Annotated in this window: 10 protein-coding genes; 2 read left to right on the forward strand and 8 right to left on the reverse strand. The window is 39.0% G+C overall.

Annotated elements, in window-relative coordinates; genetic code table 11:
* Positions 1–9 precede the first annotated feature (9 nt).
* The 3 genes from OLM56_RS04585 to OLM56_RS04595 form a co-directional block, all read right to left on the reverse strand.
* Positions 10–1,623: a DUF4139 domain-containing protein gene (locus OLM56_RS04585; RefSeq protein WP_264528485.1), complete on the reverse strand. Its 1,614-nt coding sequence runs from the start codon at positions 1,621–1,623 to the stop codon at positions 10–12.
* A 122-nt stretch (positions 1,624–1,745) separates the two neighbouring features.
* The gene (locus OLM56_RS04590; RefSeq protein ID WP_264528486.1) at positions 1,746–2,942 is read right to left on the reverse strand and encodes a vWA domain-containing protein; all 1,197 of its coding nucleotides are present in this window, start codon (positions 2,940–2,942) and stop codon (positions 1,746–1,748) included.
* A gap of 17 nt (positions 2,943–2,959) precedes the next feature.
* Positions 2,960–4,288, reverse strand: a complete 1,329-nt coding sequence (locus OLM56_RS04595; protein WP_264528487.1) for a hypothetical protein — start codon at positions 4,286–4,288, stop codon at positions 2,960–2,962.
* Between the two features lie 147 nt (positions 4,289–4,435).
* On the opposite strand from OLM56_RS04595, the gene OLM56_RS04600 reads away from it, so the two are divergent.
* Both OLM56_RS04600 and OLM56_RS04605 read left to right on the forward strand, forming a co-directional pair.
* Positions 4,436–6,256: a histidine kinase gene (locus OLM56_RS04600; protein WP_264528488.1), complete on the forward strand. Its 1,821-nt coding sequence runs from the start codon at positions 4,436–4,438 to the stop codon at positions 6,254–6,256.
* Positions 6,256–7,008 carry a LytR/AlgR family response regulator transcription factor gene (locus OLM56_RS04605; RefSeq protein ID WP_264528489.1) on the forward strand — a complete coding sequence of 251 codons (753 nt, stop codon included), beginning with the start codon at positions 6,256–6,258 and terminating at the stop codon, positions 7,006–7,008. The genes OLM56_RS04600 and OLM56_RS04605 overlap by 1 nt, the downstream gene beginning before the upstream one ends.
* Here the strand turns inward: OLM56_RS04605 and OLM56_RS04610 are convergent, their stop codons facing one another.
* The 5 genes from OLM56_RS04610 to panD form a co-directional block, all read right to left on the reverse strand.
* Entirely contained in the window at positions 7,009–8,979 is a 1,971-nt protein-coding gene (locus tag OLM56_RS04610) for a transglycosylase domain-containing protein (RefSeq protein ID WP_264528490.1), read from the reverse strand.
* A 94-nt stretch (positions 8,980–9,073) separates the two neighbouring features.
* Positions 9,074–10,438 carry a DNA repair protein RadA gene (radA, locus tag OLM56_RS04615; RefSeq protein WP_182493265.1) on the reverse strand — a complete coding sequence of 455 codons (1,365 nt, stop codon included), beginning with the start codon at positions 10,436–10,438 and terminating at the stop codon, positions 9,074–9,076.
* Positions 10,439–10,442: 4 nt separating this feature from the next.
* Positions 10,443–11,585 carry an alpha/beta hydrolase gene (locus tag OLM56_RS04620; protein ID WP_121375873.1) on the reverse strand — a complete coding sequence of 381 codons (1,143 nt, stop codon included), beginning with the start codon at positions 11,583–11,585 and terminating at the stop codon, positions 10,443–10,445.
* A 66-nt stretch (positions 11,586–11,651) separates the two neighbouring features.
* Entirely contained in the window at positions 11,652–12,614 is a 963-nt protein-coding gene (locus tag OLM56_RS04625; protein ID WP_264528491.1) for a lysylphosphatidylglycerol synthase transmembrane domain-containing protein, read from the reverse strand.
* Positions 12,615–12,621: 7 nt separating this feature from the next.
* Positions 12,622–12,972, reverse strand: a complete 351-nt coding sequence (gene panD / locus OLM56_RS04630; RefSeq protein ID WP_121375875.1) for an aspartate 1-decarboxylase — start codon at positions 12,970–12,972, stop codon at positions 12,622–12,624.
* Between the last annotated feature and the right edge of the window lie 14 nt (positions 12,973–12,986).

Consider the following 12,986-nt stretch of genomic DNA (forward strand, 5'->3'; position numbering starts at 1 on the left):
CTTCCTTTTTTAAAGATTATCGATGATTTTATTTTTAGGGTATTTGACGGTATAGCTGATTCGTATTTTCTTGGTTTCGTTTGGCTTCAGATTTAAATCCCAAGTAAGAATTCCGGTTTCGGCATTGACTTTTGCATTGTCGCTCTGTTTTAATTCGATTTCGATTTCCTTGTCGGTGCTTAGCGGATATTGATCCTTGAGCATCAATTGGACAGCTTCTTTTTTGTTGTTTCTTACGGTCGTTTCAAACGTAAAGGTCTGCATCTTGTTTGAAGACAGAAATTTTGTTCCCGATTTGTCTACTACCTTTTCACGTTTGATAGAAATCTTCTTGTCTCTTCCCATGCTCAAGTTCAAGGTATCTGAAGTCTGGTTCGGATCTACGAAAGTTTTTCCGACATACATTCCTTCAAAAATAATATTGGCTTCGCCTTTCAGCAGGTTGTATTTTGAATAGTCGCTGATTTCTGCCAGTAAGAAAGCTTCTTTGTCCACTGTTGGAGCCGCATAATATTTATACGTCGCTGGCAATTTTATTTCCTTTAAAGCGACGCTGTGTTTTTTGCCGTTGGATAAGATGTCATACGGGATGTCAATATCAAACGAAATATTCAATTGGTTTTCTGAAATGGTCGTAAAGTTTGAGATAGACGCTACTGCTGCCGCCTTATCTTTTCTTCTGCTATCATAAGCTTGTACGACTACTTCCTGTAATTCATTGCTTCTTGCATCATCTTTTTGTTTGTATTCTTCTTGATATCCATATCTCAAGAACCAGGCTTGTAATAACGGAGCTTGATTGTTTTGATTCGGAACTCCCGATGACAAAGTCAGTTTTACATTTTTCCAATCGATTCCTGTATTTTGTACGACTTGTGCTTTGTACATCATTTCAATCGGCGATGCAACGCTGTTAGCTCTCAGGTCATAAAACGGAGACCAAGTTGCGCTGTTGGTCAGATACGAAATTTCTAAAGGCACATTCCCAGCGACTTCGTTCATGACCTGCAAGACTAATTTTCCAGAGGATATTTTTTCTTCATTTTTGTTGTTGATTTCCAGTTTGTCATTCAATTTCTGGAGTGTTTCGTTAAGTTTCTGTTCTTTTTCTGACAAGAGATTGATGCTGTTGCTCAGTTCTGTTCTTTTTGCTTTGTAGTAGTCTACCATTTTCATCAATTCCGTTACATTTAGTCCAGAATTTTGCCCGGAAACCTGCTGGTTTTTGTCCAATAGGTCGATGGTTTTTCCTTCGGAGACTTTAGCATTAACAATTTTCACAATTTCTTTTTTAACGATAAGGATGCTGTCTTTTACTTTTTTTACCGAAGGAGAATTGGTGTCGATTTCATATTCAGAGATATAATTGTCTGTGAATTGAACAGACAGCACCGTTAATGTAGGCGACGTTCCAATCTGGATTGAATTTTCATTGACCCAGTTGGCCACGTTTTTCACCACGATTTCATGAGTTCCAGCCGGAAGGTTTACGCTGGCCGTTTGGGAGATTTCTGCCGCATTGAAGTAAACCGTCGCCGCTTTTACTTTTGCTGTCGTGAACACAGGCTTTTGGGCATATAATGATGCTTGGAACATCAATAACAAAATGAGAAACTTTTTCATAATAAAAATTTAAAGATTAGTCTTTTCTTTATAAGAGAGCGAAAAGAAGCAAAAGGTTGGGAAGGATGAAAAATAAATAAGCCTCACAGAGAAATTTCTATGAGGCTTATCTGGATTAAAGCTTATTTTTCAGATGTATAGCCTTTTATTTTTGCAAAATCTAAAATCGATGAAGCAATAGCATTTCCTAAATCATCTTGTTTTTTTCCTTTTTTATTTTCGGTATCGATATAGTCTTGGCGTTGTTTTGCCAACTGTGCCATTTCTTTCTGTATCGCTTCTCTTTCTTTGGTTTTTTGATCTACGATTGTTTTTAGTTCTGCTGCCGATTTGTTCTGCAATTCTTTCGGAAGTTCCTCTTTTTTGATTTTCTGCAAAGCCGTTTTGTCTTCTTTCACACGATCGACCAAATCCCAAGATTCGTTTTTATAAACGGCTTTCGATTTGCTGACAGCGCGTTCTGCATAGTTAGAAGAAGAAACTGATTCCGCATTTTTGTCTTGCATCGCTTGCATTTCTTTTTTCTCATAGCCTTGTTTTCCGTAGCCGACATATGTCGAATTCAAGCGTTCGTTGCATTTGTAAATCCTGTCGTCATAAGGAGTCACGATATAGCGTACTTTCTCGTCAGAATCAATATTGAAGTATTTTCCTTGTCCTCGTTCGGCACCGTCTTTCCACATGGTGTTGATACCTTCCATCGATCCGCCGCAGAAAATCGTATTCACATAAATATCGTTTTTCAAAGCATCGCTGATGGCTTCCTTATAGTTGATGTCGCCTTGGTTGAAAGGTTCGTTTCCGGCAATATAAAGCAATTTCATGTTTACTTTTTCTTTTCCCCATTCCAACTGCTTGGTAGCATCTTGGATTACAGCGCCGCAATATTCAGAACCTCCGTTAGTTCGCAATGAAAATAATTTTTCCGAGATGAGGTCTAAATCGGTAGAAAGCGGTGTTACTTGGCGGATATAATTTGAAGATGAAGACAATCCGTCGTTTCCGTATTCATAAAGCGCAATTTCTATTTTTGGATTTTTGCCTTCATATTTTAGCGTTGTCAAAGTATTGACGATATTCCAAAGCCTTGATTTTGCTTGGTCAATCAAACCGTCCATGCTGTTGGAAGTGTCTAGCAGCAAAGCCACTTGGATTTTTGTATTGCCGTCGTCTTCTGGAGCGACCATAGCCAATTCAGGTCCAGGTTCAGGTCCGATTTCTGGGTCTTGCTCTTTCGGATTTTTTTTAAAGAAATCACAGCTTCCAAAACAGAATGAGGTAGCCAAAAGAAGCGATGCAAAAAGGATTTTCGTTTTCATGATTTGTTGTTTTTAGATTATTGTAAGTTTTTGATGTCGTTTTCAATAGTAAGAATCATCAGGCAGGCTGCCGTGCAGAATACAGGACTGGTGATGCAGTGATGCCCGTTCCAGCTTCCGTCGCTGTTTTGGATGCTGATGATTCTGCCGCTCACGTCATCATACCATTTTTTCCATTCGTCGTCTTGATTGACAATCATGGATTCTCCAGTTTGTAAGAAGCTCAAGAATTCTTCGCCTCCGTTATTTCCGAAACCACTTATGACGTTTTTGTCCATTGCTTTTACTTTTGCGGATTTATAAACCTTATCAGCAACATCATATACTTCAGCTTGTTCTTCAGAAACGCCTGCTTTTTTGAGGTTTTCTTTATTCAATACAGCATTACGATCTAGTTTTCCTTCGCTTTTGGCTTTATTGATAATGGCCTTGGCTTCTTGTGATTCTTTGGCACTGCCACGTACAGAACTGCTCACGGCATATAACATAACTCCGGCTCCGTCTTCTGTTTTTACGCTTTCGCTTTCTGCGTTATAATTACTTTTTTGGTATTCGCGAGATTTTTTCAACTTTTCAGAATCGACTTTTACATCTTTATTTTTTGCCGCATTTTCAAGACTCGAACTGGCAAAAGAAGATTGCAATACGCCAGCCCAACCGGCACCTTTTACTTTTCCGTTCTCGTCATACGATTTCTCGATTTTATTGACGCAGATTTGGATGGCCTCTTTTACCTGGGTTTTTAAAGTTTTCTCTTTTAATAAAGGATACACCTGATTCAGAAATTGAAGCGTCAGGACAGCATCAATGTTTTCTCCTAACTTGCTTTGTATTTGGGTACCGCGGACTTCGGTTATAAAATTGGGATTGTTTTTTGTCTTTTCGATTTCGGAAAGAAGATAATTTAGGCTCTTTCTTAAGGTCTCGCTGTATTTTCCAGATTCCAAGTTGTAGCCGCAACGATACAATGCCATAGCCGTCATTGCTGTTGTAGCCGGATCAGAACTCACGGCATGTGGATCCATTACGTTTTGTCTTGCATGCGAACCTGCACCCCAGCCACCGTCTTTGTTTTGGGCTTTGATGAGCCACAATTCGCCTTGGACAATCTTGTCGTCGATTTTTGCGTCTCGTTTTACTTTTGCAAATCCGTCTGACGGCTGTTCGCCCATAACGGTCATAAAGACACACGGTTTTTCTTCTTCTTCTTTTCCTTCTGGAAGCGAAGCCAGTTTTTTTGTTTCAGGAGTTTTATCGTTCTCTACTATAGAACGGTTATTTATAATTCCCACAGAGATATAACATCCTGCGAGAAAGACTGCAACGGAAATAATTCTTGTTTTCATAATAAAGGTTTTTATTGATTTGTAGGATAAAATTATCTCGTACGGCAATTCAGTTTTTCCACAAATGGTGAAACGGGCTTTTCAATTGGTGAAAGGAATAGGATAAGAGGTTAGAATTATTTTACTTTACATTGCAGAAAATATGTAATGATGAAAATAAGAGAAGCCTTATTCTTTTTGGTCTTGCTGTTCGGTATCCAAACCGTTACGGCACAGGATACTATTAAAAAGAAAGGCAAGGTGGACAAGAAGATGTATGATGTCAATCAGGCGGCTGCCGAAGTTAAAAAATCATTGTCAGAAGATGAAAACGACTTGCAGACTGCTCAAAAATATGAAGCGTTAGCCAAACAACTTTCGGCAAAAGGCGAGTACGCAAAGGCTGAAGAATATCTGAAAAAAGCCCGTGATATTTATGCCAAACGCAACAAGAAAAAAGAAACAGCGAATGCTAATCGCGGCATCGCTAAAGTTCAAGAATCGCAAAACAAGACCCAAGATGCTATCGTCAGTTATGAATCGGCCAGCCAGATTGCTACAGACAAGGTAGCTGAAAGGATAAATTATAATGATGCGGAACGGTTAAAAAATAGCACGCCAGAACAAAAGTCCGATTATATTTTATCTAATATTGATTTGTTAGAAAAAGAAGGCAAAAAAGAAGAAACGGCCGAGGCCTATCAGCAAATGGCCAAAAATAGTATTGATCGAAATGATGCCAAAGGAGCGGTTGAAAATTATAAGAAAGCATTAGAAAACGTAAAGCACAAGCCTGAAGAAGCCATCAAGATCAAGAGTGAAATTGCCAAGGTATATGCTTCGGAAAATGAATTTGACAAAGCCATAGAAATCAACAAAAAGCTTATCAACGAAGCCAAAGAGAAGAATGATTCCGAAACACAGATTGTTCAGATGCAAGAACTGGCGACAGTCTATTTTAAGCAGCAGGATGCCGAAAAAGGAATTTCGGTATTAAAAAATGCATATGAACTTGCGATCCAAAATGGCAAGACGCTCTTGGCTAAAAACAGTCTGGAGCAGTTGATAAAAGAATACAATGCCAAAGGGAACGGCGATAAAAGCATCGAATTGTATGAGAATTTCTTTGAGAACTTTGAAACCCTCATCAAATCAGATAATTCCTTAGTTGATTCTAAAGTTTTTCAGGTAACAGAAGACCGGATCAAGCACTTGGAAAAAGAACGGGCTTTAAAAGATGAATTAATCAGCAAGAAAAATACGTTTAATTATTTTCTCTTGGGTTCTGTTTTGCTGATGATCTTGCTTTTTGTTTTTATCGTAAAAGCGCTGTATTCCATCAAGACCAAAAACAAGAAAATTGCCTTGCAGTCATTACGAAGAGAAATGAATCCGCATTTTATTTTTAATAGCCTTAATTCTGTAAACCAATTTATTTCTGAAAATAACGAGCTCGAAGCCAATAAATACCTGACGTCTTATTCCAATCTGATGCGAAATATGATGGAGAATTCCAACAAAGATTTTGTTTCGCTGAATAACGAGGTAGAGCAACTAAAAAAATATTTAGACTTAGAACATTTGCGCTTCAATGAAAAATTTGATTATGAGATTACCATTGATGAAGCGTTAGATGGCGATGCGGTTTTTGTTCCCAACATGCTGTTGCAGCCACATCTGGAAAATGCAATTTGGCATGGCCTCCGCTATAAGGAAGGAAAAGGATTTTTAAAACTAGATTTCAAGCTCACGAACAATTTGATCAAAGTAACGATTGACGATAACGGAATCGGACTCAAGAAAAGCCAGGAACTAAAAACTACGAATCAAAAAGTGCATGAATCCCGTGGCGTGACCAATACGCGAGAACGAATCAGCCTTTTGAACGAGCTGTATAAAAAGAACATAACTTTCGAAATTTCAGAGAAAGAAAGCCCAGAGACAGGAACACGAGTCGAAATTAATTTTCCATTAATAGACAGAATCTGATGGTATTGCAAAAAATAAAAAGCGTCATCGTAGAAGATGAAACCGCAGCGCGGGAAGTCTTGAAAAACTACCTGCAGAAATATTGCCCGCAGATTGAGGTTGTTGGCGAAGCTCAAAATTTTAAGGAAGCCGTTCCATTGCTTCATGAAGTGCAGCCGCAATTGGTTTTTCTCGATGTGGAAATGCCGTTTGGAAATGCGTTTGATGTTTTAGAAGCCTGTAAAGACTTACGGTTTGAAACCATTTTTGTGACCGCTTTTTCAGAATATTCCCTAAAAGCTTTGAACCAAAGTGCAGCTTATTATCTGTTAAAGCCCATCAGCATTGAAGAATTGATTACCGCGGTAAACAAAGTACAGCAACATATCGTAAACCATGAGATTTTTAACCGAAATAAGATTATCGTTGAAAATTTCAAAGAAACCAAACCCGAAAAACAGCAAGTGATTCTCCCTACTTTAGAAGGTTTTGAAGTCGTGAAAATGGAAGAAATCGTGAGGCTTCGCGGCAACGGAAATTTTACCGATTTGTATCTGGCAAACGGACAGAAAAAAATGGTCTGTCGCTTTTTAAAGCATTTTACCGAAATTCTTCCTTTTCCGTTTGTACGTGTCCATAAGTCGCACATCATCAACATCAACGCTGTGAAATCCTATCATAAAGGGACAGGCGGTTATGTGACGTTGGAAGACGGCTCCGAAATCGAAATCTCTCCTAGTTATAAAGAAGAATTTCTAAAAGCTTTTAAATAGCTAAAAATCAAATTCCTCATCAATAGCCATAGAATCTACAGCGGTAGAATCTGGCGCTTTTATTCTCAAAAAGGAACGGGCCGGACCGGTAATTTCTACAGGGAAATGTTTTTGTAGCGTATCGTCTTGCGTCAGCAGTCCGCGGCGAATCATCAGGTTGGTCATGTATTCGTTTCGCTTTTCGGCAAAAGATTTCAGTTTTCCTTGGTTGTCAAATTGCCACATAAATCCTCGTGGCCTTGGAACGATGCTTGCCAAAAATAAGGATTCGTTCAAGTTCAATTGTGACGGATGTTTTCCAAAATAAAAATAAGCTGCTTCTCCGATTCCATATACATTCGGTCCCCATTCGATAATATTGAAATAAACTTCCAACATTCTTTCTTTGCTGGCAATTCGGTTGTTTTCTAAGATATACACCAAGAGAATTTCTTCCAGCTTGCGCGAAAGCGTTTTTTCTCTTGTCAAGAAAACGTTCTTGATTAACTGCATGCTGATGGTACTTGCCCCGCGCGAAAAACGTTTGGTCTTGATGTTTTTGATAATCGACTGTTTGAACGCTTCATTGATAAAACCGCGATGCGAGAAAAAGGACGGATCTTCTGAAGTGAGTACTGCTTTTCGGATATAAGGCGAAATCTGGTCCAAAGGTGTGTAGTTTGGATTTGACATTCCGACTTCAATCTGCCGCTGACGAACTCCATTTATGATGGCGCGATACGCAAAATCGCTATTCAACTTGTTGAGGTTGGCTTCGCCGTATTTGGTGATTTTTAGGTCTTCTTTTTTCAGCATGCTGTCAAAAACCAATTCGCTCGGCTTCTTTTTGTTGTACAGGAATTCTAGGTTGTAACTGAAGTTTCCTTCGGCTTCCATGCCTTCAAAATTAGTAAAAAGTCCTTCGGGAAGCGAAACGATAAAATCCTGCGCTTTCATTTTCGGAATTTTCACTTTCAGGGCATAAATCTGATTTTTGTCTTCTTTTACTTTCTGATAAAAAACATATGGCTTGAATTTCATCTTGTTCAGCGTAACCGAAGAAGTGCTGTCAATCGCAATAAAATCTTCTCCAAAAAGCAGGTTGTAATTGAAATTTGCCTTTTTAATGACAACATCCTTATTGGCAATTTTTGGATGATTTACGGTAAAGTTTGCGATAGAAGTAAAGCCGTCAATATGCAATTCGCCACCGTCCATTTCGATATTAGAAACATTAAGGCGAATCGAATCGAAGCCCGCTTTCATGTTGAAACGTTCATCAACATAAGGAATTCGAATTTTGCCCGTGTCTACATTAAAAAATCGCAAGTCAGTCTTTTTATTCCTTGGATCGGCAAAGCCCTTGATTTTCCAGTTCTGCTTAAAATTATCTGCCGTGACGCCAATGGTCGTTTCTAGTTCTTTGTCTTCTAGATGTAGCTTTTTCAAATCTAGTTTTACCTTTCTCCCCATATCGTCCATGCGGAGCGAAATGTTTTCCAGATTCATGTCGGTAGGAATCAGATTCAAGGCTTGGTTTAGAAGTCGGTAGGCTTTTTCGGCATAATTTGTCTCTACATTCGTAGTGTCTTCGTTGGATTTCCGTTTCAAGAAAGCGTCGAAATTGCGGCCTTTTTCGTTTTTGACCAACTGAACAAAACCATTTTTGACATGAAGCGTTCCTAATTGCACATCACCAGTCAGCAAGCGCCAAAAGTTGATATTGGTCTTGATGCTTTCGACATTCAGCAAAGTGTCCGCGTTTTTCGGAATCAGAAGTACATTCTCTAGAGCAACTCCCGAAAAACCTTCGAACGATGCTTTTTTAATGGAAAAATTGCTGTCGTAATCTCGTTCCATCTTGTCAGAAACTTTTGCGACAGCTTTTTGCAGTATGGAATTTCTAAAAATAAAAAATGTGCCTATGGAAAGCACAAAAAGCACGCCTATGATTTTTGCAGCGAGGATTGCTTTTTGTTTTCTGGATCTCATTGAGGATTTGTGGTTGGTTTAAAAAACAAATATAACGATTAATGGAAAACCAATAGTTAAATAGCGGTAATTAACAGCATTCCTCACTACTAAGCTAGCCAAATAATTCGCTTACTACATCTTCGATTTTTGAAACTAGACGGATTTTTATAAACGTATTTTTGAGCGTAATCTTATTGTATTTTGAAACGAAAATGGTAGAAAAGCCTAATTTTTCTGCTTCTTGGATTCTTTGGTCAACGCGATTGACGGGACGAATTTCTCCTGAAAGTCCTACTTCGCCAGCAAAGCAGAAATCTTTTCCAACGGGAATATCTTCGTTAGAAGAAAGAATCGCGGCCACGACAGCCAAGTCAATGGCAGGATCATCAACAGAAATACCTCCGGTAACGTTCAAGAAAACATCTTTGGCGCCTAAGCGGAAGCCAGCTCTTTTTTCCAATACGGCCAAAATCATGTTTAGTCGCTTGGCGTTATAGCCTGTAGTACTTCGTTGTGGCGTTCCATAAACAGCAGTGCTGACCAGTGCTTGGATTTCAATCATCAATGGGCGCATGCCTTCAAGCGTTGTTGCAATTGCAGTTCCCGAAAGTTCTTCTTCTTTATGAGAAATCAAGATTTCAGAAGGATTTGAGACCTCCCTTAAGCCGGAGCCTTGCATTTCGTAGATTCCTAATTCTGCCGTAGAACCGAAACGGTTTTTAAGCGAACGCAAGATTCTGTAGATATGATTTCTGTCGCCTTCAAACTGCAAGACAGTATCAACCATATGTTCTAGGATTTTCGGTCCAGCGATGTTTCCGTCTTTCGTAATATGTCCGATCAAGATGACCGGAATATTGGTTTCTTTGGCAAATTTGATCAGTTCGGCAGTGGTTTCCCGAATCTGTGAAATGCTTCCAGCAGAAGACTCAATATAATCGGTATGAAGCGTTTGTATGGAATCGATAATGACGATTTCTGGCTCGATGGCTTCAATCTGCTTGAAAATATTTTGCGTTTTTGTTTCGGTAAGGATATAGCAGTTGTCGCTTAACGGATTGATTCTTTCGGCACGCATTTTTATCTGCTTCTGGCTTTCTTCGCCGGAAACGTACAACGTTCGATAAGGTAATTTTAGAGAAATTTGCAAAAGCAACGTACTTTTTCCAATACCAGGTTCGCCTCCTAAAAGAATTAAAGAGCCAGGAACAATACCGCCGCCTAGAACACGGTTTAATTCTCCGTCTCTAGTGTCCATGCGGACTTCTTCGGTGCTGTCGATTTCATGGATTTTTAACGGCTTCGTAACTCTTTTTGAATCAGGCGAAGGCGTGCTTTTCCAATCTTTCTTGTCTTCTTTTTGGATTATTTCTTCGGCAATCGTATTCCATTCCTTGCAGGAATTGCATTGGCCTTGCCACTTCGAATATTGGGCGCCGCAGTTTTGGCAGAAAAAAGTCGTTTTTATTTTTGACATATATTTATTTGCTCTTCATTTCATCTGCTTTTTCAAGCATCATGTCTTTTGTCAGGTCGCCAATTTCATTTTTTGTGTAAGCGTTTTGGTACGATTTGAAAGCACGTTTGAAATCTCCAGTGTGCTCATACATCATGCCCATCTCATAATCGGCAAGCATTGCTTTAGGGTAGCTTTTTCTAGCCATGGCAGATAATTTTTCAAATTCAGCATAGGCTTTGTTTTTTAGAATAGCCGCTTCAATTGCCTTAAAGTCATTAACACGAATCGGCATCTTTATTCCTAAAGATTTTTCGATAATTTCATATTTATTAGCCAAATAATCAGCATAACCGCTTGGAAGCGTTGCAATTTTTTCTTGGAATTCTACAGTAGAAATAGGTTGGTAGGCAGAGAATATCTGGTACAGCGCATTTGGAACTGCAGGAAGCACTAAAGAATAATGCGTAGCATTTTTGAATTCGTCAAAACGATAATTAACATTCGGGTTGCTCATCTTTCTGATGTTTTCATCAAGCTCCTTGATTTTTTTCTGCATTTTTTTCAAATCGCCATCGGCTGTTGCTTGGTAATAGAAAATCGGCTGTTTGAATGTAGCAAGGCGTTCCGCAATTCGGGTTTCCATTTCTGGAGCAAATTCAGGGCTTAAGGAAATATAGGCATTAAAAACAGGCTGGTCTTTGTAAAGATAAAAGTTCAAAAATCCAGCGGTGGTGTCATGTCCGGCAATAACCCTGAAAGGAGCGATCCTATATTTTTTTTCTAATGCAGGAATCAATTCAGAGCCAATAAATTCGTAGAAACGAGAACCGCCTTCTTCTGGCAATCCAGTTTCTTTATCGAATTGGCTGTCGTTGAAACGTTCGCCGTTTTTGTTTTGGCTGATTCCAACGATGATTACCGGCGGCAGATCGTCCCAATAATTAGCATAGGACAAAGCGCCTGAGAAGGCATCAAAAAGATATTCTCCATCGAGGAGTATTAGGAGCGGAAATTTTCTATCAGGTTCTTTTTCATAAGCAGGCGGAAGGGAAATCATGATCTGGCGCGTACCGTTTAGTTTTTCAGATTTTACTTCTTCAACACTTTTTTGGGCGAATAGGCTAAAAGAAAAAATGCAAAAAGCAGCAGTTATGAAGTTTTTCATTGCGAGGGTTTTTGGTTAGTTAGCATAGAGACAAGAGGTCTCTAAATAGGAAAGCAAGATAATAATTTATTTTTTCCTATTGAGGATCGGCAAAAGCAAAAACGAAAGTCCGCCTAAAATAATTATTTGCACGGTTTGTGACGTCCAGATAATCCAGCCGAAAGCAGTTCCCACTTCTTTTGGGATTCCGTACAACGCTAAAATTCCGGCAATTAGCACAGGAAAAACGCCAAAGCCTCCGTTTGAGAAAGAAATAGCCAAGCTTCCGATTACGAAAGCGGTTACCACAACGCCAAAACTGATGTCGCTTGTTTCTTGTAAAGCAAAAATAGCGGTATAGAAAGTCAATACATACCCAATCCAGATGATAGCGGTATAAAACAGAAAGGACCATTTTTTTTCCATTCTCCAAACGCTCAAGAGACCTTCTGTCAATCCAGAAATTTTTCCTTTGATCATCAGGATCCATTTGGATTTTGAGTAGACAAAAAGAAGAATGGCGGAAAGGAAAATCACAAAAGCCACAATTCCGTAAATCAATAATTTTTCTACAGGAATCGTATTTAAAAGGAAGGTTTTTAAGACTTCAAACTGCAATAAGACGGCAGTCGCGATGAATAACAAAAGGATAATGAAATCGACGACTCTTTCGGCAATAATGCTTCCGAAAGCCTTGTCAAAAGGAATGTCTTCGTATTTTTTTAATACCAAAGCTCTGGAAACTTCTCCCGATCTTGGTATCGTCATGTTCATAAAGTAAGCAATCCAAACGGCCATGAAATTATTTTTGAACGGAGAATGGTATCCCATGTGTTCTAGCATAAATCTCCAGCGATAGGCTCTGGCAGCATGGCTGATGAATCCGAAAATCAGGGCGATAAAAATATAAGTGTAATCGGCATTTCGGAAGTAGCTCTTCATTTCCTCCAATTGTTCGGGGGTAAATGAATTATAGGTGTATATAGTCAAAAAAACTCCCAATAGAATTGGGAGCAGGATGGATAGTATTTTGCTGATTTTTTTCTTCAAAAGACTTTTAGGTTAAGGAGTTATCCTTTTCATTAGGGAAAACGAGCGTCGGTTTGAAAGTCTTGGCTTCTTCAAAATCTAAAATTCCGTAGGAAATGATGATGATGATGTCGCCTTTTTGTACCATTCTCGCCGCAGGGCCATTTAGGGTAATCTCGCCGCTGTTTCTGTTTCCTTTGATCGCGTAAGTTTCTAGTCGCGCGCCATTATTGATGTTTACAATAGAAACTTTTTCTCCTTCAACAATATTGGAGGCTTCCATCAACGCTTCGTCGATCGTGATACTTCCAATGTAGTTTAAATCTGCTCCAGTTACCGTAACACGGTGAATCTTGGACTTAACAACTTGAATTTGCATGGTGCAAAGGTAAT

Origin of the sequence: Flavobacterium sp. N2550 (genome assembly GCF_025947265.1) — a bacterium.
In the GTDB taxonomy this organism is placed as follows: domain Bacteria; phylum Bacteroidota; class Bacteroidia; order Flavobacteriales; family Flavobacteriaceae; genus Flavobacterium; species Flavobacterium endophyticum.